Genomic DNA, 22,907 nt, shown 5'->3' with positions numbered 1-22,907 from the left:
GCGGCCCTTGTGTCCTTTTACGAAAGCCCCGGCGGATCAGACCGTTTCGGCGCTGTCGTAATACTTGGGTGCATACTCGTTGAGGATCGCGAGGATCTTCTTGAGCGCAGCCGGTTCGTCGGTCTTTTCCATCGCCGCGAGTTCGCGCGCGAGGCGCGAGGATGCGGCTTCGAAAATCTGGCGTTCCGAGTAGCTCTGTTCGGGCTGGTCGTCGGCACGGAACAGGTCGCGGGTCACCTCGGCGATCGACACGAGGTCGCCCGAGTTGATCTTGGCTTCGTATTCCTGGGCGCGGCGCGACCACATGGTGCGCTTGACCTTGGGTTTACCCTTGAGCGTGTCGAGTGCTTCGCGCAGTGTCTTGTCGGAAGACAGCTTGCGCATCCCGATTGCTTCGACTTTGTTCATGGGAACGCGCAGAGTCATGCGTTCCTTTTCGAACCGAAGCACGTAAAGCTCGAGCTGCATCCCGGCAATTTCCTGCTTCTGGAGCTCGATAACACGGCCCACGCCGTGCTTGGGATAAACGACGTAATCTCCAACATCGAAGGCATCGGCCTTGGTTGCCATTTATCGTCCTTTCACCTGCAGGTTCGTTGCCTTACTTACGGTGGGAGAAACCCGGGTGGTGCGACATGGAGACGATAAGTCTCCACCGCCCGGTCAGATAACTCTCCCAACCGTCTGCTTTCGAACCCTGCCTCGCAATGAAAATGCCTGCCAAACGGGCGGGGAGCCCGGGCAGTCGCGGGATTATATAGCACCGATGTGATAAAATTACCAGAGGCGTGCAAGGAATTAACCTTGCACCACGCCGGGCGTGCCCCGCGTGGTACCGGTATCGCTCGCAAGTCCCTCAGGCAAGGGGGAAACCGGTTCCCCCTGAAACCCGTCCGGAAAGGCTCAGTCGCCTTCGCCGGGCTCGGGCGAGAAGTACTTTTCCAACTTGTTTTCGACGTTCTTGAACTCATCAGCGTCGGCCGGCGAATCCTTCTTCGTGGTCAGGTTGGGCCACTCGGCCGAATATTTGGCGTTGAGTTCGAGCCACTGCTCGAGTCCGCTTTCGGTATCGGGCAGGATCGCTTCGGCCGGGCACTCGGGCTCGCAGACGCCGCAGTCAATGCACTCGCTGGGATTGATCACCAGCATGTTCTCGCCCTCGTAGAAGCAGTCCACCGGGCACACTTCCACGCAGTCCATGTACTTGCACTTGATGCAGGCGTCGACGACGACATACGTCATGGCTGCGAATTCCTCTTTTCAGACCTCGTTTCGATTGGCCGCTGCTATGGGATCACCGGGTACCCCGTCAAGCACTCTATAGCACGTGTGCGCCTCCGGGGCGGGTCCTCGACGTGTTGGCAGGGCAAGGATTTCTATCACCCTGACACCCTCCGCTGTAGGTACGGTGAGCACATCGCCGACAGAAACTTTCTGGTGGGCGCGTTCGACACGCCTGCCATTGATCCGCAAATGCCCGGCTTCGGCCATGGCCTGGGCCAGCGGGCGCGTCTTCGAAAGGCGCAGAAACCAGAGCAGCTTGTCAATCCTCAACGCAGCCCCCGTATCTTGCGCGCCGGGCCCGTCATCAGCGCCCCCTGTCGGCCCCGATCAGTTCGCCAAGCGCTGCGAAGGCGCTGTCCGCGCGGACCGGCTGCACCCGCACTTCCTCGACCTGGCGCCGCGGCGGCCGCCAGCGCCAGCGCACCGGCGCGGGCGGTCCATGCGCGTCTTCGGCAAGCGGGCGCGGCATCACGGGCTGGAATCCGGCCATGCGTAGCAGCCGCGCATAGCTGGAGGTGATCAGACCCATGGAGACCGCGCGCGCGGGATCGAGCGCGAAATCGCGTGAGGCAGGCCCGGTGCCACGCGCCTCATGGGCTTCGCGCAGCAGTTTCTCAGCCATGTCGAGCCGGATGAGTTGTTTGCCGAGATTGCGATAGCCCGGCGCGCGCTGGCGCTTGGCCGCGTCCATTGCGGGGGGCATCGCCGCCTCGGGCTCACCACCGGGTGCCTGTTTGCCGGCGACCCGGGCGAGCTGGCGCCAGAGCGTGATCGGGCCCGGGCGTAGCATCGCGGGAAGGAAGAGATCGAGCGCGCCGACGCGCACGCCGATCCGCGCAAGCATGGTGCGGCGTCCCTTGTCGAGCCGGTCCACACCGGTTTCCTCGCGCGCGGCCATGCCGCCGCATTCGACCAGTGAGATCAGCAGCGCGCGCAAGTCCGGGCCGGCTTCCTCCGAGCGACTCGCCTCATCCAGCTTGCGCAGCGGGGCGAGCGGTTCCAGCGCGGTTTCGAGCCAGGCTTCCAGCGCGGCGACAAGCGCCTTGCGCGATGGCGCGGGAATCGCATCGAGCACGCGCTCAGGCACCAGCACCGGGGCCAGCAGCGAGCGTCCGGCAGTCAGGGTGGCGATCCGCTCGCCCTCCCAGTTGATCGCACCGCCATCGAGAGTCAGCGGCGCGCCGCCTTCGTGGATGGCGGCAGCCAGCGCATCGGCGCGGGCCTGAAGCAGGGCGGGCAAGTGCCGCTCGGCAGCCGCCAGCAGCAGCTTGCGGTCGGTCAGGCGCGCACCGGGATCGACCTGGAAGCCGAAACCGCGCAGCGAGCCGATGTGCTCGCCCTCCACCAGCACTTCCTCGTCTTCGAGACGGACCGAGAGCAGTCCGGCGTCGGGACCGAGTTTCTTCATGAGCACGGCAGTCCTGCGATTGATGAAACGTTCGGTAAGCTTGCCATGAAGCGCGTCGGAAAGCCGCGCTTCGACCGCCCGTGCGCGCGCCGCCATTTCATCGCGGGCGAGCACCCAGTCGGGGCGCTGGGCGATATAGGCCCATGAACGGATTGCGGCAATCCGGCCTTGCAGGGTGTCGATATCACCGCCGGTGCGGTCCAGCTGGGCGATCTGCTGCGCCATGTAGTCCGCACCCAGTTCGCCCTGCTTCAGGTCCTGCCAGAGCCGGGCAATGAAGCGTGCATGGGTTTCCGAGCCTTGCTGGCGGAAGTCCGGCAGGCGGCAGACTTCCCAGAATCGGGCGATCTGCGCGCGTCCGTTCACGGTGCCGGCGATGTCCGGGTCTTCGGCAAGCCGCTTCAGCACCGCAAGGTCGATGGCCTCGGGCGCGGGGGCCAGTTCGGGGCGTTCTGGCGGGGCCTCCAGATCGGCAATCAGTGTGGCGATACTGTCGAAGCGGGGTTCGGGATCGCGCCAGAACAGCTTGGTCAGCGGCGGGAAGCGATGCTCCTCGATCGCATAGACTTCTTCCGGCTCGAATTCGGAATCGTGCCCGCCCGATCCGGTCAGGGTGCCGAAAGTGCCGTCCCGCTGGTGGCGGCCCGCGCGTCCCGCGATCTGCGCCATCTCTGCGGTGGTGAGGCGGCGATGGCGGCGGCCGTCGAACTTGGAGAGTCCGGCGAAGGCGACATGCTCGATATCGAGATTGAGGCCCATGCCGATGGCATCGGTGGCGACGAGGTAATCGACTTCGCCCGACTGGTAGAGCGCGACCTGGGCATTGCGCGTCTGCGGGCTCAGCGCCCCCATGACCACGGCGGCGCCCCCACGGAAACGGCGCAGCATTTCGGCAATCGCGTAGACCTGCTCGGCCGAAAAGGCGACGATGGCGCTGCGCGGGGGAATCCGGCTGAGCTTCTTCGCGCCCGAATGGCTGAGCGTGGAAAAGCGCGGGCGGGAGACCACCTCGACGCCCGGCACCAGCGCTTTCACCAGCGGTTCGATCGTTGCAGAGCCGAGGATCATCGTCTCCTCGCGGCCGCGTGCGTGGAGCAGGCGGTCGGTGAAGACATGGCCGCGCTCGCGGTCGGCGGCGAGTTGCGCCTCGTCAATGGCGACGAAAGCGAGGCTGCGGTCGGTGACCGGCATGGCCTCCGCCGTGCACAGCAGGTAGCGGGCGTTTTTCGGCTCGATCCGCTCTTCGCCGGTGATCAGGGCGACGTTGTTCTCGCCCTTGATCTTGCAGACGCGGTCATAGACCTCGCGCGCAAGCAGGCGCAGCGGGAAACCGATGGCGCCGCTGGAATGGGCACAAAGCCGCTCGATGGCGAGGTGGGTTTTGCCGGTGTTCGTCGGGCCGAGCACCGCCTTTACCCCGCTGGGAGCGTCGTATCGCGACGAGGCATGCGGCGCGTAAGGCATTACTCTTCCGATTTGGCATCCCGGCCACGCACCCGCAAGGGCCGGTCCGCTGAAAATCGCGGCAGTAATCCACAACGTTAGGTAGCAATTAACCTTGAACGGGCAGGACTCGTGCGCACGGCCCCCGTTCGGGCCACGACTGGAGACTCGGGTCTGCCGCCGTTCGGAGCACTTCCGATGGCCGGCGGGGGTGGAAGAGGGACGGGCATCTGTTCAAGGATCTTGGACAAGGCGGGGGCATCGAAGCCGGCAACAGCGCGCAAGCCGCGGCGCTGTCGCATGCGCAAATGCTTGCCCCCGAGTCCGCGCCCGCACCGGTCGAGCCGTCCCTTCCCCACAGGCCGCGCCTGTCCGACCGGCTCTCCCGCTGGAAATGCGGAATCGAGCACTGGTGCGAGCGTGTGGAGATCGCCCCTGACCTTGCCTGCGATATCGGCAGCCGGCGGTGGCTGCGGGGTATGGCGACCATGCTTGGCCTGTCGGTGGCGGCTTTCGCCTTCTGGCCTGATTTTTCCGAGGTGGAGGCTGCCACGTCGATGCCGCTCGCCGCGCGTGAGCGAGACGAATTTCGCAGCCAGTCGATTGCCCCTCTGGCATTGGGCGCCGACTCCGGTCGCCATATGGGCGCGAGTCGGTTGGTTCGCCCGCTTGCCAGCGTGCCCGAGCGCCCGAGCGTGGATCTTGTGGCGACACTGGGGCAGGGCGACAGCTTCGCGCGGATGCTCGAACGGATCGGCGTGGGCGACGATGACGCCGCGCGGATCGGCGCGTTGGTCGGGCAGGCGGTGCCGCTTGGCGAGATCGCGCCCGGAACCCAGTTCGACGTGACGCTGGGTAACCGGCCTGCGCCGGGAGCGCCGCGCGCGCTGACCGCCATGGATTTTCGCGCGCGATTCGACCTCGATCTTGCGATTCAGCGCGGCGGCGGCGGGCTTTCGCTGGTGCGCCGCCCGATTCATGTCGACGAGACTCCGCTGCGCATTCGCGGCACCGTGGGGTCCAGCCTCTATCGCTCGGCACGCAATGCCGGGGCGCCGGTGGCCGCGATTCAGGCCTATCTTCAGGCGGTCGACAAATATCTCAGCCTCGAGAGCGACATCCGCCCGAACGACGAGTTCGATATCGTTGTGGCCTACAAGCGCTCGGCCAAGGGCGAGCGGGAGATCGGCAATCTGCTCTACGCGGGGCTCGAACACGAGGGCAGGGCGCGCCTCCAGCTTCTGCGCTGGGGCCAGGACGGCGACATGGTTGCCGCCTCCGGCCTTGCCGATTCCAGCGGCAGCAGCACGCCTGCAGGCATGCCGGTGGCCGGGCACATGACTTCGCCCTACGGCATGCGCCGCCACCCGATCCTCGGCTATGTGCGGATGCACGCCGGTATCGACTTCGGCGCCGCCTATGGCTCGCCGATTTATGCCGTGGCTGACGGCACGGTGACATTCTCGGGCCGCCACGGCGGCCACGGCAATTACGTGCGCATCGAGCATGCGGGCGGCCTTGGCACCGGTTACGGCCACATGAGCCGGATCGCCATCTCCGCCGGCAGCCATGTTCGTGCCGGGCAGGTGATCGGCTATGTCGGGTCCTCGGGGCTCTCGACTGGTCCGCATCTTCACTTCGAAGCCTATCGCGGCGGACAGACGATCAACCCCGCCGGGCTGCGCTTCACGTCAAGGCCGCAGATCGACGGCCGGGAAAAGAACGCCTTCGATGCGCGGATGAAGGCGCTGCTCAATGTTCAGCCCGGCGACGCGCTGGGCGCGATCGCTCCGGCAACCAATTCGCCGATCGGCGCGCAGCGTGAAATCGATCGGCTGGAGCCGAAAAACACCGTGAACTGACGGCGCCGCTGCATCGGCTGCGCGGCGCGCAAGCGGGCTTGCTGTCTTGGACAGTCCGTCCGATTGAACAGGCACGGCTTTTCCGGCAATCACCGCTGCCATGACTGGATCCTATCCCCACACCCGCCTGCGCCGCACGCGCGCCACGGCTTGGAGCCGTGCCATGCACCGCGAGACGGTGCTGACTCCCGCCGATCTTATCTGGCCGGTCTTCGTGACCGAAGGCACGGGTGTCGAGCAGCCGATTTCCTCGCTGCCGGGCGTCTCGCGCTGGTCGGTGGACCTGCTTGTCCAGCGGGCCCGGGAAGCGGCCGATCTGGGCATTCCCTGCATCGCGCTGTTCCCCGATACCCAGCCCGAGCGCCGCAGCGCCGACGGCGCCGAGGCGCTTAATCCCGACAACCTGATGTGCCGCGCCTTGCGCGCAATCCGTGATGAACTCGGCGATTCCATCGGCCTGCTCACCGATGTCGCGCTCGATCCCTATACCAGCCACGGGCAGGACGGCCTGCTGGACGACAAGGGCTACGTGCTCAATGACGAGACGCTGGAAGTGCTGGTCGGCCAGTCGCTGAATCAGGCGGCGGCGGGCGCCGATATCATCGCGCCTTCGGACATGATGGACGGCCGTATCGGCGCGATCCGCGACGCGCTGGAGGACGAAGGCCACATCAACGTCCAAATCATGAGCTATGCCGCCAAGTATGCTTCGGCCTTCTACGGCCCGTTCCGCGATGCGGTGAACACGCGCGGCCTGCTCAAGGGGGACAAGAAGACCTACCAGATGGACCCGGCCAACGCCGAGGAAGCGCTGCGTGAGGTGGAGATGGACCTGGCCGAGGGCGCGGACAGCGTCATGGTCAAGCCGGGACTGCCATACCTCGACATCGTGCGCCGGGTGAAGGAGACCTTCGAGGTTCCGGTCTTCGCCTATCAGGTCTCGGGCGAATACGCGATGATCGAGGCGGCGGTGGCGGCCGGTGCTGCGGAGCGGGACGCGATGGTGCTGGAAACGCTGCTCGCCTTTAAGCGCGCGGGCTGCTCGGGCGTGTTGACCTACCATGCCGTCCACGCAGCGCGTCTCTTGCAGAAATGATGTGATGACGGACTTTCTGCTGGAGACCGACCGGCTGGTATTGCGCGGCTGGACAGATGAAGATGCCGCACCGTTCCTGGCCATGTGCAGCGATCCGGCCGTGATGGAATTCCTCGGCCCGCTCGCCAGCGCCGCCCAAGTGGAGGAGATCATCGCGCGGCAGCAGGGTTTTCAGCGCGACCATGGGCATTGCTTTTGGGCCATCGAACGCAAGTCCGATGGGCAATTCCTCGGCTTCTGCGGCCTGAAGCCGGGGCCGGTCGGCACTCCGCTGGAAGGCCGTGTGGAGATAGGTTGGCGACTGGCGCGCGAGGCCTGGGGGCAGGGCTATGCGCGTGAATCGGCCTTGGCCAGCCTCGACAGGGGCTTCACCGTGTTCGGGGCGGATGCGATCCTGGCGATGACGGTGTTGGGCAACAGCCGGTCATGGGGATTGATGGAGCGATTGGGCATGACTCGCCGCCACGATCAGGATTTCGATCATCCCGCGCTTGCGCCTGACGATCCCTTGCGCCGGCACATCGTCTATTCGATCACGCAGGCGGAATGGGCCGCGCAGCCGCGCTGACATCCGGGGGAGAGGAATGACCATGAATCGCACCGACATCACCGTGGCGGCCTTCAACGGCAAGGCGCCGCGAATTCACTCCAGCGCCTTCATCGCCCCCGGCTGCCGGATCATCGGCGATGTCGAGATCGGGCCGGATGTCAGCATCTGGTACAACTGCGTGATCCGCGCCGACGTGAACCGCGTCGTCATCGGCGCGCGCACCAATGTGCAGGACGGCACGGTGATTCACTGCGACAGTCCCAAGCCTTCGCGGCCCGAGGGCTATGCGACGCTGATCGGCGAGGACGTGCTGATCGGGCATATGGCGATGGTCCATGGCTCGACGCTGGAAGATCGCGCTTTCGTGGGCCTCGGCGCCATTGTCATGGATGGCAGCTATATCGAGTCCGACGGCATGCTGGCGGCCGGGGCTCAGCTTACCGGCAAGCGCATCGGTGCGCGGCAGCTGTGGATGGGCCGCCCGGCGAAATATCTGCGCGATCTCGATGATGAGACCATCGCGGCCAATCAGGCGGGCGTGAAAGGCTACGTCATCAATGGCCGTCTGCATGCCGAGGCGCTGGGCCTGAAAGGCTGATGGCGAAGCACAGGGCTGCGCTTCCGCATGTCGAAGCGATCCGCGCGCTGGTGGATAGCGAACATCGACTGGCGGTGCGGGTCACGCCGGGGGCGAAGGGGGAAGCGCTGGAGATTGCCGAAGGGCGTCTCCACGCGAAAGTGCGCGCCAAGCCCGAAGACGGCAAGGCTAACGAGGCTGTGCGCAGGCTTCTCGCCGCGGCGCTGGGTCTGGCGCCCTCACGAATCGAATTGTTGCGCGGCGCAACTTCGCGCGAGAAGCAGTTTCACGTGGATCTTTGATGTCCGCCCTGGAACGGGAGGCGAAGCGCTGACGGAGGGAGCTTGCGTCCTTAAGTGTGGCTTTGATCCTTCGACAAGCTCAGGATGAGCGGGGTTGCTCAAGATGAGCGGGATCACTCGGGAGAGTGGGGTGCTGGGGATGAGCAAGGTCACACAGGATAAGTGAGGCGGTTGCCGCCCGCTCCGGAGCGGGTATTCAGCCCGGCCTTGCCATACCGCGCGCCATGCGAGTCAGCGCGTCGGTCATGGCCTGCGCCACGTTGGCAGGTTCCGGTGCCACATCGGCCACCGCGCGGGCCATCGCCTCGGCCCATTGCATGGCGGTCGCGCGATCGATCGGGAAATCCTTGTGTAGGCTCATCATGCATTTGCCCGGATTGGCTTCGAACCAGTCGCGCGGCCCCCCGGCCCAACCGGCCAGAAAGCGCGGCAGACTCTCGCGCATCGGACCAAGATCCTCGGCATGCATTGCCCGCAGTTCGGCGTAAGCCGGATCCCGCTCCATCAGGTCATAGAAGCGATTGGCGATCGCCGCGAACACGGGCGCGCCGCCGAGCAGGTCGTGCGGTGTTGCGGCGGGGGAGGAATTGCCGGTGGTCACGAATAGAATCTCTCAGACACGCAGATGGGGATGCTGATGGAATAGCCCATCGGTTCCACGTGGAACTTGATTCCGATCAATCGCGGATCATGGCCTGCAGCGTTGCGATGCGGTCGGCCTCGTGCGCGGGCTTGTCGGCGCGGATGCGGTGGATGCGGGGGAAGCGCATGGCAAGGCCGGACTTGTGGCGCTTGCTTGCGTGGACGGAATCGAAAGCCACTTCGAGCACCAACGACTTGTCGGTTTCGCGCACCGGGCCGAAGCGGTTGACCGTGTGATTGCGGACATGGCGGTCCAGCCACTTCAGTTCCTCGTCGGTGAAGCCGAAATAGGCCTTTCCCACCGGCAAGAGTTCCGCGCCTGAATCCGGATCGCCGTCCCAGCACCCGAACGTATAGTCCGAATAGAACGAACTGCGCTTGCCGCTGCCGCGCTGGGCATACATCAGCACGCAGTCGATCAGCAGCGGATCGCGCTTCCACTTGTACCAGAGCCCGGTCTTGCGCCCGGCGACATAGGGGCTGTCACGCCGCTTCAGCATGACGCCTTCGATGGCATCCTCTCGCGCGCGTTCGCGGATCGCGGCGAGTTCCGCGAAATCGACTGCCGGAATCACTGCGCTGAGATCGAAACGCTCCGGATCGAGCCGGGCAATCAGTTCCTCCAGCCGTGCGCGGCGGTCGTTCCAGGGCTGGGGGCGCAGATCCTCGCCCTCCAGAATCAGAACGTCGTAGAGCCGGACGAAGGCGGGATAGTCCGCCAGCATCTTCTTCGACACCGTCTTGCGCCCGAGCCGCTGCTGCAAGGCATTGAAGCTTGCCGCTCCGCCTTCCTCACGTCCCTGATGGGCGCCGCGCACCAGCAATTCGCCATCGAGCACGGCATCAATGTGAAGCGCTTCGGCGATTTCGGGGAAGCTTCCGGAGATATCGTCGCCCGACCGCGAATAGACTCGCGTTTCGCCGTTTACGTGAACGACCTGGACGCGGATGCCGTCCCATTTCCATTCGGCGGCATAGCCCGCAAGGTCGATTTCCGCAGCCTCCAGCGGATGCGCGAGCATGAAGGGGCGAAACAGCGGCAGGTGCTCGGCCGAGGGCGGCGCGGCGCCGTGCGCGGCCCAGCCGAACAGCGCGGCATAGGGGGCGGACTGGCCGTGCCAGTGCTCCTCCACGTCCTCCACGGACACGTCGAACGCCAATGCGAAGGCAGTCTTGGCCAGTCTGGCGGAAATGCCGATCCGCATGGCGCCGGTCGCGAGCTTGAGTAGGGCGTAGCGCTCTTCGGCGTCGAGCCGGTCGAGCAGCCGGGGCAGTTCCGCCATGACATTGGCACGAGTCATGCGGGAAAGCGCGTCGACCGCCTCGCTCACGGTGGGTGGATCTTCGGCGATATCTGGCCCGGGCCAGAGCAGGCTCGCGGTCTCGGCCGTGTCGCCGACATAATCGCGGCTGAGCGCCCAGAGTACCGGATCGACGCGCTCGGTCATCAGATTGCGGATAGTGGCGCTTTTCACCGCCGGAAAGTCGAGGCCGTCGGTCAGCGCCGCCAGCGCCCAGCCGCGGTCGGGGTCTGGCGTCTCGCGCAAGTAGTCCGCCAGCAGCTTGAGCTTGGCATTGCGGCTGCGGGTATAGACCAGCGCATCGAGCAGGGCGGCGAAGCGTCTCATGGGCAGATCAGTTGGAGGCGATCTGCCGCATACGAACCTCTATATCGCCATAGCCTTCGTCGTCCCCGCGAAGGCGGGGACCCCGCTTTTCTTGCGGCGTGGCAAAGAGGCAGCGGGGCCCCCGCCTTCGCGGGGGCGACGGGATATTGTAGGAGAGGAAGTGTGGGATGGGAGTGCATCTGCGCCATCTCAATCATCCTCGTCCTCGTAACCCACCAGCGCGAGTGCCCGTGCCCGGCGTTGGTTCAACTCGCACCAGCGCATCATGGCATCCTCACGCCCGTGGGTGATCCATGTCTCCGACGGATTCACCTCGGTGATGGTCCGGGTGAGTTCGTCCCAATCTGCGTGATCCGAGATGACGAGTGGAAGCTCGACCATCCGCTGGCGCGCGCGCTGGCGGACGCGCATCCAGCCGGAGGCCATGGCGGTGATCGGGTCCGGCAGGCGGCGGCTCCAGCGGTCGTTGAGTGCAGAGGGCGGCGCGATCACGATCTGCCCGGCGAGTTCCGGCGTCTTGACGTCACTCACCAGCCGCAAGTCGCCAAGATCGATCCCGAAGCGGGCGTAGAGGCTGCACATCGCCTCCATCGCCCCATGGAGGTAGATCGGTGCGGCATGTCCGGCGCGGCGCAGTTCCGCGATCAGGCGCTGCGCCTTGCCCAGTGCATAGGCGCCGACAAGCACGCAGCGATCCGGATTGGCGGCAAGAGTAGAGAGCAGCTTGGCAATCTCGTGCTCGACGGGCGGATGGCGGAACACCGGAAGCGCAAAGGTCGCCTCGGTGACGAGCACGTCGCAAGGCACCACCTCGAATGGCGCGCAGGTGGGATCGGGGCGGCGCTTGAAATCGCCGGTGACGACGACGCGCTCGCCCGCGTGTTCGAGCAGGATCTGCGCCGATCCCAGCACGTGTCCGGCGGGAAAGAACGTAGCCGAGACATCGCCCGGCAGGCGCAGCGTCTCGCCATAAAGCACCGGCCGGGCGCCTTCGCTGGTGGCATAGCGTAGTTCCATGATCGCCAGCGTCTCCGGCGTCGCCACGGTCACGCCGTGACCACCGCGCGCGTGATCGGAATGGCCATGCGTCACTAGCGCATGGGCAACGGTGATCGAGGGATCGATCCAGCAATCGGCCGGAGCGATGTGGATGCCCTGGGGCTCCGGTCTGATCCAGGCGAAATCACGGGCCATGAATGGAAAAATGGGGCGGGAACCGCGTGGTTCCCACCCCATTTTCTCTTGAGTGCAGCAGCGCCGTCTCAGTCGTCGGTGTTGGGTTCCGGCTGAGTGCCGGGCTTCTTGACCGTCTTCTTCACGGCGGGCTTCTTCTTGGCCTTGACCACCTTGGGAGCGGCGGGGGCCAGTTCGAAGTTCAGCCCGTCTTCCTTGACCGAAACATGGACTTCGCCGCCGTAGGCCAGCTTGCCGAACAGCAGTTCTTCCGCCAGCGGCTGCTTGACCTTCTCCTGGATGACACGGGCCATCGGCCGCGCCCCGTAGAGCTTGTCATAGCCGCGATGGCCCAGCCATTCGCGCGCGTCGGAGTCGAACTGGATGTGGACGTTCTGGTCCGCCAGCTGGAGTTCCAACTGAAGGATGAACTTGTCCACCACCCGGCTGATCGTTTCCTTGGCGAGATAGGCGAAGGGCACGATGGCATCGAGACGGTTGCGGAACTCGGGGCTGAACATCTGCTTCACCGCCTCGTCCCCGGCATCCGCCTTGGACGTGTCACCGAAACCGATGCCCTGCTTGGCCATGTCCGACGCGCCCGCATTGGTGGTCATGATCAGGACCACGTTGCGGAAGTCCACGGTCTTGCCGTGGTGGTCGGTCAGCTTGCCGTTGTCCATCACCTGCAGGAGGATGTTGAACAGATCGGGGTGCGCCTTTTCGATTTCGTCGAGAAGGAGCACGCAATGCGGCTGCTGGTCCACCGCATCGGTAAGCAGACCGCCCTGATCGAAGCCGACGTAGCCCGGAGGGGCGCCGATCAGACGGCTGACCGAGTGACGCTCCATATATTCGGACATGTCGAAGCGCTGGATCGGGATGCCCATGATCGAGGCGAGTTGCTTGGCAACCTCGGTCTTGCCGACGCCGGTCGGGCCGGAGAACAGGAACGAGCCGATCGGCTTGTCTGGATCGCGCAGGCCCGCGCGGCTGAGCTTCATCGCGGTGGAGAGCACCTCGATGGCCTTGTCCTGACCGAAGACCACGCGCTTCAGATCGCGTTCGAGATTCTCGAGCGCCTTCTTGTCGTCCGAACTGACCGACTTGGGCGGGATGCGCGCCATCGTTGCGATCACCTGCTCGATTTCACGCGCGGTGATCGTCTTCTTGCGGCGGCTGGGGGGCACCAGCATCTGCATCGCGCCCACTTCGTCGATCACGTCGATCGCCTTGTCGGGCAGCTTGCGGTCATTGATGTAGCGCGCCGAAAGCTCGACCGCGGTCTTGATCGCATCCGGCGTGTACTTGACCTTGTGGTGTTCCTCGAAGGCCGTGCGCAGCCCGCGCAGGATCTTGATCGTGTCTTCCACCGTGGGTTCGTTCACGTCGATCTTCTGGAACCGGCGCAGCAGGGCGCGGTCCTTCTCGAAGTGGTTGCGGAACTCCTTGTAGGTGGTCGAACCGATGCAACGGATCGTGCCGCCCGACAGTGCGGGTTTCAGCAGGTTCGAAGCGTCCATCGCGCCGCCGCTGGTGGCGCCGGCGCCGATCACCGTGTGGATCTCGTCGATGAACAGGATCGCGTGCGGCATCTTCTCCAGTTCGGAGACGACCTGCTTCAGGCGTTCCTCGAAGTCGCCGCGATAGCGCGTGCCCGCCAGCAACGAGCCCATGTCGAGCGAGTAGATCACCGCTTCGGAAAGCACCTCGGGCACTTCGCCTTCGACGATCTTGCGCGCCAGACCTTCGGCGATGGCGGTCTTGCCGACGCCGGGGTCGCCCACATAGAGCGGGTTGTTCTTCGAACGGCGGCAGAGGATCTGGATCGTGCGGTCCACTTCGGGGCCGCGACCGATCAGCGGGTCGACCTTGCCCAGCAGCGCCTTCTCATTGAGATTGACGGTGAACTGGTCGAGCGCGGAATCCTTCTTGTTCGCGCTCTTGGTTTCGGCCTTCTCTTCGGGAGTCGGCGCCTGGTCTTCGCTGCCCTTGGGCGCGCGATCCTCGACGCGCTTGCCGCCCTTGCCGATGCCGTGGCTGATGTAGCTGACGGCGTCGAGGCGGCTCATGTCCTGCTGTTGCAGGAAGTAGACCGCGTAGGAATCGCGCTCGGAGAACAGGGCAACCAGCACGTTGGCACCGGTTACGGTGTCCTTGCCGGAGGACTGGACATGCAGGATCGCTCGCTGGATCACGCGCTGGAAGCCGGCGGTGGGGGCGGGATCGCCCTTTTCCTCGGTCTTCAGCGACTGGTATTCCTGGTCGAGGTATTGGCGCACGACGTCACCGAGGTCGCCAAGGTCCACTCCGCATGCCTGCATGACCTGTGCCGCGTCCGGATCATCGATCAGGGCGAGCAGCAGGTGCTCGAGCGTTGCGTACTCATGGCTGCGCTCTGAAGCGTGCGAGAGCGCGGCGTGAAGGGTCTTTTCTAGGCTTTGCGCGAAGCTGGGCATCTAGGAAACTTTCATGTGGGAGTGGGACTCTCCTTGGGGGAAAGCTTGGGGCGGGGGAGCTTGAGGCAAGATATGGAATGTTCGGTTTCGGGTTTCCTGCTCCATATAGGCATGCTCGCGACGGTTGCGAGATGTTCGCCGGGGCGAGGGGTGAAGCTCGCGCCGGTCATGGCGTCTTGGGCCTGAACAGGGCATCGGCCGCGAGCATGTGTGCCTGGGTCGCGCGGCGATGCGCGCGGATCCGTTCGATTTCTGCTTCGAGGAGGGCGATGCGTGCGCCGAGTTCGTCCAGCGAATAGCGCTCCAGGCTTTCGCTGGCGAGAAGGCTGGCGGCTCCGAGTTCTACCTCGGGCGACCGCCGCCGCGGTCGATCATCATCGTCCATTGCATTGCAGCATCGGACCGGAGATGCTTGCTGTCAATGGTCTCAAAACATGTTCCCTTGTATAGTGGGTCTGTGGCAACAGGATGCCTATGTTAGTTAACGCCATTAAAGATATGACTGCGATCGGCTTCGACGCGCCGGGTGGTCCTGATGTGCTCAAGCCCGTCACTTTACCGGTTCCCGTGCCGGGCCCGGGCGAAGTTCTGGTCAAGGTTGCCTATGCGGGCGTTAACCGCCCCGATGTGGTACAGCGTCAGGGCAAATACCCGCCGCCGCCCGGCGCCTCGCCGATTCCCGGCCTCGAAATCTCGGGGCAGGTCGCCGCTCTGGGGCAGGGGGTGACCGAGTTTCTGCCCGGCCAGTCGGTCTGCGCGCTCGTCAGTGGCGGCGGCTATGCCGAATATTGCCTGGCCAAGGCGGTGCACTGCCTGCCGGTGCCCGAAGGCCTTGGGCTGGATGAAGCGGCGGCGCTTCCCGAGACGCTTTTCACCGTCTGGCACAACGTGTTCGAGCGCGGCTATGCCCGCGATGGCGAGACGATGCTGGTCCACGGCGGCACCAGCGGCATCGGCACGATGGCGGCCATGCTCGGTCGGCATTTCGGGCTGACCGTGATCGTGACCTGTGGATCGCCCGAGAAGTGCGCCCGCGCGCTGGAGATCGGCGCGGCCCATGCGATCGACTACAAGGCCAGCGATTTCGTCGAGGAAGTGGCGCGAATCACCAATGGCAAGGGTGTCGACCTCGTTCTGGACATGGTGGGGGGCGATTATGTCGCGCGCAATCTGAAGTGCCTCGCTGTAGACGGCCGGCATGTAACGATCGCGGTACAGGGCGGCACCCGGGCCGAGATCAACATGGCCGTGGTCATGACCCGTCGCTACACCCTCACCGGATCGACCCTGCGCCCGCGCTCGGATGCGTTCAAGGGACTGTTGGCGCAGGAAATTCTCGCCAATGCCTGGCCTCTGGTCGAGGACGGCGAACTGCGGCCGGTGATGGATGCGTGCTTCCCGCTGGCAGAGGCCGCCGCGGCCCATGCGCGGATGGAGGCGGGCGATCATGTCGGCAAGATCGTGCTGGAGATCTGACCTGGGCTCCCGTCTGCAAGAAGGGTTCGGAAGATGCGCTGCCACGTAGTTTCGTGACGCGGTTGAGCAAATCCAGACTCGTCCCCCTGATGGTTTTGCCAAGTCGTTTCAAAATCACGCAGGATGGAATTGCCAAAATCAAGGCTTGTGCTTGCCGAAGCCGCAAAGTTTCCCTAAATCGGAGCCGTACGGCCGCTCCGCGAAGGGGCGGCCCTTATTGTTTCCGCCGGAGATAGAGACATGAGCCAGCCCACTCCGCTGATGCCGCACGCGACCGCCTCGTGGCTGGTCGACACGACAGCGTTGACCTTTGAGCAGATTGCCGAGTTCTGCGGCCTGCACATGCTCGAAGTGCAGGCGATGGCCGACGATCTGGCATCCGCCAAGTATACCGGCCGCGATCCGGTCCGCTCGGGAGAGCTGACCATGGAAGAGATCGAGAAGGGTCAGGCAAATCCCGAGTACAAGCTCAGGATGCACCGTGCCCCTGTTACCGTGAGCCGTACCAAGGGCCCGCGTTACACCCCGGTTTCGAAGCGTCAGGACAAGCCCGACGGCATTGCGTGGATTCTGCGCAATCACCCCGAGGTTTCGGACGCGCAGATCGGCAAGCTGATCGGCACCACGCGCAACACCATCGCCGCGATCCGCGATCGTTCGCACTGGAACATCGCCAACATCACGCCGAAGGATCCGGTCACGCTGGGCCTGTGCTCGCAGCGTGAACTCGATTTCATCGTCTTCAAGGCCGCCAAGAAGGCCGGCATCGAGGACGACGGCCTCAGCGATGAACGTCTGGTCGACGATCGCGAAGCGCTGATCGAGGAACTGCGCGCCGAACGCGAAGCCGCCTCGCGCGCTGCTTCGGAAGCCGCGCAGGAAGCCGAAGTGGCCGCCTGGCTCCAGGCCAAGCGTGCTGCCGAGGCTGCGGGGGATCAGGGCGAGTAATCGTCCTTCCGCCTTCCAAGCGAAGAAATAAAAAAAGCCCCGTGACGATGCGTTCGTCACGGGGCTTTTGTTTGTGCGGTTTATAAGCGGCGGGGGCGGATCTGCCTCTGGATTGCCTCGCCAGGTGCGTGGTGACGAACGAATGCTTTGGGGAATACCGGGGCTTTTCGTAGAGAAAGGGCGCTAAACGGGTCTGAACCCACGCTCCCACTCCACCCCGGTCAAACCCCGCAAGTTACTCCGCCGGTACCAGTTCGCTCTCGTCAGTGAGCTGGGCGATGGCAGGCGGAATCTGCCCGCCGTTCGGGTTGAGCCGGCCTTCGAGGCGGGCGCCCTGTTCGATGGTGAGCGCGTCGTAGGAAACGTCGCCCTCGATGCGCGCGGTGCGCAGGATCACGACTTCGCGTGCGGAGATGCTGCCTCGCACGAAACCGGCAATGCGCACGGTCTCGGCGCTGATCGCGCCCGCGATTTCGCTGGCATCGCCCTGGACGAGCGATTTGCAGGAAATGTCACCGGTAACGCGGCCGTCGATATGGAGATCGACAGAAGCCACGATGTTGCCGGTAATGGCAGTATCGGTGCCAAGCACCGAAAAGCTCGTGGAGCCGGTGCGGGCAGTTGTGCTGGAAAAGGTCTTGGCCATAGCGTTATCGGGCTTCTTGCTGAACATTTCGGGCGGCCTCTAGGAAGGTGCGCGGATTGACGGGCCGGTTGTTGATTCGCACCTCGAAGTGGAGGTGGGGGCCCGTGGAGCGGCCGGTCGAGCCCATTGCGGCGATGCGGGTACCGCCGTCGACGAGTTGGCCGGGATGGACGCTAAAGCCCGAAAGATGGCCGTAACGAGTCATCAAACCATTGCCGTGGCTGATCTCTACACAGTTGCCGTAACCCTGGCGCTGACCGACGAAAGTCACGCGGCCTTTGGCGGCGGCGTAGATCGACGAGCCCATCGGGCCGGGAAAGTCGAGCCCGGCGTGGAACGCAGCGCCGCCGGTGAAGGGGTCTGCGCGGTAGCCGAAGCTGGAGGAAACGTAGGCGACGTGCGCGGGGCTCACCTGCGGGATCGAGGCGAGGCCGTTTTCCAGCGCGTCCATGCGGGCAAGGCTCTGGCCAAGACGCTGGAAGCGCGGGTCGATCGAACCATCGGCCGCCGTGGAGAGCTTTTCGAGCGGACCACCCTCGCCGCCGCGATTGCCGGCAGCGATAGAATTAGGATTGAGTCCGAGCTTGCGGATCGTGTCTGCGGTAGAGGCGGCACGGCGGTCGGCATAGCGGGTCAGGCGTTCAACGAAGGCGAGCTGTTCGGCTTCCACTCCGGCGAGCTTGCCGGCCTCGGGCACCGCGACGCTGACTTTCTTGACGGTCTTGGCGGCTTCGGCGCTGCTGTCGGCCCCGGTTTCGCCGGGCTTGGCGTCTTCCGGCAGATCGCCGATGTGCGCTTCGACCATGGTCTCGATGAACTTCTGGCGGCGCGCAAGATCGGCCACGGTGCCGTCGAGATTATTGCGATACTGCTGTACGCGGCTCTCGGCAGTGGCGACATTGGCTTCGCGCATGCGCAGCATGGCATGCTCGCTGGTCGAGCTGAACTGCGAGACGGCGACCGCGCCCATCGACACGCACCAAGCGCCCAGCAGCGTGGCGCAGGCGCCAGCGGCCACTTTCTGCATTCGCGACGAAATGCGGATGAAGCGGACCTGTCCCTGCGAGCGCATGATGAATTCGCGTTCGGGAAAAGCCGCCTGGAGACGCGATTTGAGCGTCTCGGCAGAGATGAACTTCAAAACGACCCCGCTTGGAAAACTTGTTCTTGACCCCGGGCGGCGGGCTAGCAGGGGAGGGGGGCAAAGGCGAATCGACTCGCCCCGAATGGTTGCAAAAACGGGATGAGACGGACCCCGGTTGCGATGAATTGAGGGAACGGTTGCGCATTTGCGGCAAACCGTTTTCCAGAATTAACCTCGATTCGCGGCTCTATCCTGTTGAATTCGTGCAAAATTACCAGAGATTCGCAAAAATTCCCTGTGGATGACTGACAGGCGACGATTGCATGACATGCATCGGTCGGCCGCATCGGTGACAGGTTCGCGCAACGGTGCTAGGCCGCCTCTATGACCGAGCAGACCACGCTTGCCGCCCAAGAGGTTGTCGAGGCTCCCGAGGCGCTTGTCGCCCGGTTGGCCCACGCAGGCCGCGCCGCCCAGCGCGACCTTGCGAAGATGAGCGATGCGCAGAAGGCAGACGCCCTGCGCGCCGCCGCTGCCGCGCTGCGCGGCGCCGCGCCAGCGATTCTCGCCGCCAATGCGATCGATGTGGCGGCCGGGGAGGCCAAGGGCCTGACTGGCGCGATGCTCGACCGCCTGCGCCTCGATTCTGCAAGGCTCGCCGGTATCGCCGATGCCGTGGAGCAAGTGGCGGGGCTCGCCGATCCGGTTGGCGAAGTGATCTCGACGAGCGAGCGGCCCAACGGCCTCCAGCTTTCGCGCGTGCGCATTCCGATCGGGCTGATCGGCATCATTTACGAAAGCCGTCCCAACGTCACTGCCGATGCGGCCGCGCTCTGCCTGCGTTCGGGCAATGCGGCGCTGCTGCGCGGCGGCACCGAAGCGCTGCATTCGAACCGGGCGATCCTTGACGCCATGACGTCAGGCCTTGTCGCGGCGGGTATGCCCGAGGCGGCGATCCAACTCATACCCACGCAGGACCGCGCGGCGGTCGGCGCCATGCTGACGGCAGCCGGGCTGATCGACATGATCGTGCCCCGCGGCGGCAAGAGCCTTGTCGCGCGCGTTCAGGCCGATGCGCGGGTGCCGGTGCTCGCGCACCTCGACGGCATCTGCCACACTTATATCCACGCCGCCGCCGATCCGGAGATGGCGGTGGGCCTTGCGCTCAATGCCAAGATGCGCCGCAGCGGCATTTGCGGCGCGATGGAGACGCTGCTGCTCGATACGCAGTTCTCTGCCTCGGGCGAAGTCGTGCGCACGCTGCTAGATGCCGGCTGCGAATTGCGCGGCGATGCCCGTGCGCAGGCACTCGATCCGCGCATTCTCCCCGCGAGCGACGAGGATTGGGATACCGAGTACCTCGATGCCGTGCTGTCGGTCGCGGTAGTGGACGGCCTCGATGCCGCGCTCGATCATATTGCCGCGCATTCGTCGCACCATACCGACGTGATCGTCACCGAGGATGCTGCGGCAGCGGAGCGCTTCCTGGCCGAAGTGGACAGCGCCATCGTCATGGTCAATGCATCGAGCCAGTTTGCCGATGGCGGCGAATTCGGGCTCGGCGCCGAGATCGGCATTGCCACCGGCCGTCTTCACGCACGCGGGCCGGTCGCGCTTGAAGGGCTGACGACATACAAGTGGGTCGTGCGCGGCACCGGGCAGGCCCGGCCCTGAGCAGCATTTTCTCGACCGAGGCGTCTGATCGGCGCGTCGGCCCCGTTACCGGGCTGCTGGGCGGCAGCTTCAATCCGGCGCATGGCGGGCACCGGCGGATCAGCCTTTTTGCAGCCGAAGCGCTGGGGCTCGACGAGGTCTGGTGGCTGGTCTCTCCCGGCAATCCGCTCAAGCCCAAGGCCGGCATGGCACCTCTTGCCGCCCGCGTCGCCTCGGCAGCGAAGCAGGCGCGCCGGACGCGAATCCGGGCGACCGCGATCGAGCGCGAACTGGGCACCCGCTACACGGTCGACAGCCTGCGCGGGCTCCTGCGGAAGTACCCCCGGCGGCGCTTCGTGTGGCTGATGGGGGCCGATAATCTGGCCCAGTTCCACCAGTGGAAAGACTGGCGCGCCATCGCGAGACTCATGCCGATTGCGGTAATTGCCCGTCCGGGGTATGATGGCTCTGCCTTCGCGAGCCCCGCGATGGCCTGGTTGGGGAGATTCCGGAGGCCCCAGCACAGTCTTCGCAGTCCGGAAAGGTGGAGCGCACCCGCGCTGGTGACATTGCGATTCGACCCCGATGAGCGGTCGGCCACGGCGATCCGCCAGGCCGATCCGGAGTGGGACCGAAAGTCCATGGAAAGACTTTCGCGCGCCGGCTTCCTTCGGGATGGTGTCACGCACCACCGTATCCCCGGACATGCAGCGTGAGTGGGGCATTTTGCCTTTCTTTCGCACGTCCGCATATCGAAAGTGAGATCGAAGGTGGCAGGATCCCCGGATCCTGCCCTGACGGTCGTGAGAAAGGAGCAGTACCCCACTAGATGCCACAGGCACAGATACAGCCGGCCGAAACCGGCGCCAAGCCCCCGGCCATTGTCGAGTCCGACGACCCGCAATTGGCCCTCGTCCTGCAAAGCCTTGACGACGATCAGGCGCAGGACCTTGTCACCATCGACCTCGAAGGCAAGTCGAGCATCGCCGATTTCATGGTGATCGCTTCGGGCCGTTCGACCCGCCAGGTGGCGGCGATGGCACAGAAACTCGGCGAACGACTCAAACAGGGCGGCTTCGGTCATGCCCGCATCGAAGGTCTGCCCGCGGCGGACTGGGTGCTGGTGGACGCCGGCAGCGTTGTCATTCACCTGTTCCGGCCGGAAGTGCGCAGCTTCTATAACCTCGAACGCATGTGGGGCTTTGACGGTCCTTCCGGCGCCGCCTGAGGTTTAGACAGGGTCTGATGGGGGTAAGCCCGGCCGCGACGCGTGGCCGGGCCCTGAAACGGCAAGATGGCGCATCTCCATGCGCCACCGGGGGTTGCGCGCTCCGCACCGGGGGACGATGCTGGAGGAATGCTTCTCCACATCATCGCCCGCGGCAAGATCGCCCGCTCGCCTGAGGCCGAGCTGCTTGACCGCTATGCCAAGCGCCTCACATGGCCTTTCAGGCACACCGAACTGCCCGATACCGGCGGCAAAGTGCCGCCGCCCTCGCTTACGCCTTTCCGCGAAGTCCTGCTGGACGAACGCGGCAAGGTGATGAGTTCCGAGGAATTCGCCGAACTTCTGGGCCGCTGGCGCGATGAGGGCGTGCGCGAGTGCCGCTTCCTGATCGGCGCGGCGGACGGCCACGGCGACGAGGCCCGCGCCCGGGCCGACCATCTTCTCTGCTTCGGCCGGATGACCTGGCCGCATCTGCTGGCCCGCGCGATGCTGGCCGAGCAGTTGTGGCGGGCGACCGCCATTCTGGCGGGGCATCCATACCATCGGTCCGGGTGAGGGGGTTGTCTCCAGCGGTGACACCCCTCCGTCAGCGCTTCGCGCTGCCACCTCCCCTTGTAGGGGAGGAGCTTCGGTTGCGTGCTGGCCACGATCGATCTGACAGCGCATAAGCCCATGATGCCTGCGATTTCCGGTCCCGGCCTTTGGGCGCTCTGCATGTCCGCCGTCAGCATGACGACGATCGTCGGCCTGCGCTATCTCGGCACTTCGGGACTCTTCGCGTGGATCACCGCGCGGGTGCGGCCCGGACTCTACTCGGGCATGCAGGGGCAGGTTCGCGCCGAGATCCGCTGGTCGCTGCTGTCGAGCGCGATCTACGGAATCCCGGCGGGCGTGGCCGCCTGGGGCTGGCAGGCACACGGCTGGACCCGGATCTACACCGATCCGCGCGCCTTTCCGCTTTGGTGGATGCCGCTTTCACTGCTCGTCTACCTCTTCCTCCACGACACCTGGTTTTACTGGACTCACCGCTGGATGCACCGCCCGCGCGTGTTTCGGCTGATGCATGCCGTCCACCATGCAAGCCGCCCGCCGACGGCATGGGCGGCGATGAGCTTCCATCCGCTGGAAGCGGTGACCGGTGCGGTAGTCATCCCGGCACTGGTCTTCGTGGTGCCGATTCACGTCGGCATGCTGGGGCTGGTGCTGACGATCATGACGGTGATGGGAATCGCCAATCACATGGGCTGGGAAATGTTCCCGCGCCGGCTGGTTACCTCGCGGCTGGGGCACTGGCTGATCACCGCGAGCCACCATCATCGCCACCACGAGCATTATCGCTGCAACTACGGACTCTATTTCCGCTTCTGGGATCACCTCTGCGGCACGGATCGCGGCATCGCCACGCCGTGAAAGCAGGCCGGGCGGTTGCCGATCAGGCGCTTGCGGCT

The 22,907-nt window shown here is 65.0% G+C and carries 23 protein-coding genes; 12 read left to right on the top strand and 11 right to left on the bottom strand.

Annotation, left to right across the window (positions count from 1 at the left end):
* Window positions 1-36 precede the first annotated feature (36 nt).
* The 4 genes from AC1VVM_RS03750 to AC1VVM_RS03735 all read right to left on the bottom strand — a co-directional run bounded on the left by AC1VVM_RS03750 (window position 37) and on the right by AC1VVM_RS03735 (window position 4,156).
* Window positions 37-570, bottom strand: coding sequence for a CarD family transcriptional regulator (locus tag AC1VVM_RS03750; protein WP_132387594.1), 534 nt, complete (start codon window positions 568-570; stop codon window positions 37-39).
* A gap of 333 nt (window positions 571-903) precedes the next feature.
* On the bottom strand, window positions 904-1,242 hold the full coding sequence (fdxA, locus tag AC1VVM_RS03745; protein WP_132387592.1) for a ferredoxin FdxA: 339 nt from the start codon (window positions 1,240-1,242) through the stop codon (window positions 904-906).
* Between the two features lie 18 nt (window positions 1,243-1,260).
* Complete coding sequence (locus tag AC1VVM_RS03740; RefSeq protein ID WP_132387590.1) at window positions 1,261-1,554, bottom strand: RNA-binding S4 domain-containing protein; 294 nt, start codon at window positions 1,552-1,554, stop codon at window positions 1,261-1,263.
* 34 nt (window positions 1,555-1,588) lie between these two features.
* Window positions 1,589-4,156, bottom strand: a complete 2,568-nt coding sequence (locus AC1VVM_RS03735; protein ID WP_482955874.1) for a helicase-related protein — start codon at window positions 4,154-4,156, stop codon at window positions 1,589-1,591.
* Between the two features lie 287 nt (window positions 4,157-4,443).
* Between AC1VVM_RS03735 and AC1VVM_RS03730 the strand changes: the two genes are divergently transcribed.
* The 5 genes from AC1VVM_RS03730 (at window position 4,444) to AC1VVM_RS03710 (ending at window position 8,522) form a co-directional block, all read left to right on the top strand.
* Window positions 4,444-5,997: a peptidoglycan DD-metalloendopeptidase family protein gene (locus tag AC1VVM_RS03730; protein ID WP_482955873.1), complete on the top strand. Its 1,554-nt coding sequence runs from the start codon at window positions 4,444-4,446 to the stop codon at window positions 5,995-5,997.
* Window positions 5,998-6,097: 100 nt separating this feature from the next.
* Window positions 6,098-7,093, top strand: a complete 996-nt coding sequence (gene hemB / locus AC1VVM_RS03725) for a porphobilinogen synthase (protein WP_482955872.1) — start codon at window positions 6,098-6,100, stop codon at window positions 7,091-7,093.
* 4 nt (window positions 7,094-7,097) lie between these two features.
* A complete protein-coding gene (locus tag AC1VVM_RS03720) occupies window positions 7,098-7,661 on the top strand; it encodes a GNAT family N-acetyltransferase (RefSeq protein WP_482955871.1) in 564 nt (187 codons plus the stop codon).
* 16 nt (window positions 7,662-7,677) lie between these two features.
* On the top strand, window positions 7,678-8,241 hold the full coding sequence (locus tag AC1VVM_RS03715; RefSeq protein WP_132387582.1) for a gamma carbonic anhydrase family protein: 564 nt from the start codon (window positions 7,678-7,680) through the stop codon (window positions 8,239-8,241).
* Window positions 8,241-8,522, top strand: a complete 282-nt coding sequence (locus AC1VVM_RS03710) for a DUF167 domain-containing protein (RefSeq protein ID WP_482955870.1) — start codon at window positions 8,241-8,243, stop codon at window positions 8,520-8,522. Before AC1VVM_RS03715 ends, AC1VVM_RS03710 begins: the two co-directional genes overlap by 1 nt.
* A gap of 196 nt (window positions 8,523-8,718) precedes the next feature.
* On the opposite strand, the gene AC1VVM_RS03705 is transcribed toward AC1VVM_RS03710, so the two are convergent.
* The 5 genes from AC1VVM_RS03705 to AC1VVM_RS03685 form a co-directional block, all read right to left on the bottom strand.
* Window positions 8,719-9,123 carry a group II truncated hemoglobin gene (locus AC1VVM_RS03705; protein WP_482955869.1) on the bottom strand — a complete coding sequence of 135 codons (405 nt, stop codon included), beginning with the start codon at window positions 9,121-9,123 and terminating at the stop codon, window positions 8,719-8,721.
* A 76-nt stretch (window positions 9,124-9,199) separates the two neighbouring features.
* Window positions 9,200-10,792: a cisplatin damage response ATP-dependent DNA ligase gene (locus AC1VVM_RS03700; RefSeq protein WP_482955868.1), complete on the bottom strand. Its 1,593-nt coding sequence runs from the start codon at window positions 10,790-10,792 to the stop codon at window positions 9,200-9,202.
* Between the two features lie 189 nt (window positions 10,793-10,981).
* Window positions 10,982-11,986, bottom strand: coding sequence for a ligase-associated DNA damage response exonuclease (locus AC1VVM_RS03695; RefSeq protein ID WP_482955867.1), 1,005 nt, complete (start codon window positions 11,984-11,986; stop codon window positions 10,982-10,984).
* Between the two features lie 68 nt (window positions 11,987-12,054).
* Window positions 12,055-14,424 carry an ATP-dependent Clp protease ATP-binding subunit ClpA gene (clpA, locus tag AC1VVM_RS03690; protein ID WP_132387572.1) on the bottom strand — a complete coding sequence of 790 codons (2,370 nt, stop codon included), beginning with the start codon at window positions 14,422-14,424 and terminating at the stop codon, window positions 12,055-12,057.
* Between the two features lie 166 nt (window positions 14,425-14,590).
* Window positions 14,591-14,809 (bottom strand): DUF1192 domain-containing protein, encoded by a 219-nt coding sequence (locus AC1VVM_RS03685; protein WP_482955866.1) that lies wholly within the window; start codon window positions 14,807-14,809, stop codon window positions 14,591-14,593.
* A 113-nt stretch (window positions 14,810-14,922) separates the two neighbouring features.
* Between AC1VVM_RS03685 and AC1VVM_RS03680 the strand changes: the two genes are divergently transcribed.
* Together AC1VVM_RS03680 and AC1VVM_RS03675 are read left to right on the top strand one after the other, a co-directional pair.
* Window positions 14,923-15,900, top strand: coding sequence for an NAD(P)H-quinone oxidoreductase (locus tag AC1VVM_RS03680; RefSeq protein WP_482955865.1), 978 nt, complete (start codon window positions 14,923-14,925; stop codon window positions 15,898-15,900).
* A 240-nt stretch (window positions 15,901-16,140) separates the two neighbouring features.
* The gene (locus AC1VVM_RS03675) at window positions 16,141-16,848 is read left to right on the top strand and encodes a DUF1013 domain-containing protein (RefSeq protein WP_132387566.1); all 708 of its coding nucleotides are present in this window, start codon (window positions 16,141-16,143) and stop codon (window positions 16,846-16,848) included.
* Window positions 16,849-17,083: 235 nt separating this feature from the next.
* Here AC1VVM_RS03675 and AC1VVM_RS03670 read toward each other — a convergent pair whose 3' ends face one another.
* Together AC1VVM_RS03670 and AC1VVM_RS03665 are read right to left on the bottom strand one after the other, a co-directional pair.
* Window positions 17,084-17,494: a bactofilin family protein gene (locus AC1VVM_RS03670; RefSeq protein WP_132388525.1), complete on the bottom strand. Its 411-nt coding sequence runs from the start codon at window positions 17,492-17,494 to the stop codon at window positions 17,084-17,086.
* A 4-nt stretch (window positions 17,495-17,498) separates the two neighbouring features.
* Window positions 17,499-18,635: a M23 family metallopeptidase gene (locus AC1VVM_RS03665; protein WP_482955864.1), complete on the bottom strand. Its 1,137-nt coding sequence runs from the start codon at window positions 18,633-18,635 to the stop codon at window positions 17,499-17,501.
* Window positions 18,636-18,962: 327 nt separating this feature from the next.
* Between AC1VVM_RS03665 and AC1VVM_RS03660 the strand changes: the two genes are divergently transcribed.
* From AC1VVM_RS03660 to AC1VVM_RS03640, 5 genes are all read left to right on the top strand, one after another.
* Window positions 18,963-20,252 carry a glutamate-5-semialdehyde dehydrogenase gene (locus AC1VVM_RS03660; protein WP_482955863.1) on the top strand — a complete coding sequence of 430 codons (1,290 nt, stop codon included), beginning with the start codon at window positions 18,963-18,965 and terminating at the stop codon, window positions 20,250-20,252.
* Window positions 20,216-20,947 (top strand): nicotinate-nucleotide adenylyltransferase, encoded by a 732-nt coding sequence (locus AC1VVM_RS03655; protein ID WP_482955862.1) that lies wholly within the window; start codon window positions 20,216-20,218, stop codon window positions 20,945-20,947. The genes AC1VVM_RS03660 and AC1VVM_RS03655 overlap by 37 nt, the downstream gene beginning before the upstream one ends.
* A gap of 113 nt (window positions 20,948-21,060) precedes the next feature.
* Window positions 21,061-21,459: a ribosome silencing factor gene (gene rsfS, locus AC1VVM_RS03650; protein WP_207904688.1), complete on the top strand. Its 399-nt coding sequence runs from the start codon at window positions 21,061-21,063 to the stop codon at window positions 21,457-21,459.
* 129 nt (window positions 21,460-21,588) lie between these two features.
* Window positions 21,589-22,014 carry a 23S rRNA (pseudouridine(1915)-N(3))-methyltransferase RlmH gene (locus tag AC1VVM_RS03645; protein WP_132387560.1) on the top strand — a complete coding sequence of 142 codons (426 nt, stop codon included), beginning with the start codon at window positions 21,589-21,591 and terminating at the stop codon, window positions 22,012-22,014.
* Between the two features lie 120 nt (window positions 22,015-22,134).
* The gene (locus tag AC1VVM_RS03640; protein WP_482956327.1) at window positions 22,135-22,869 is read left to right on the top strand and encodes a sterol desaturase family protein; all 735 of its coding nucleotides are present in this window, start codon (window positions 22,135-22,137) and stop codon (window positions 22,867-22,869) included.
* Window positions 22,870-22,907: the final 38 nt, after the last annotated feature.

The organism is Novosphingobium sp. BL-S-33 (assembly GCF_056857025.1).
Note: the sequence above shows the minus strand (reverse complement) of the source record. Positions and strands in the feature narration are given on the sequence as shown.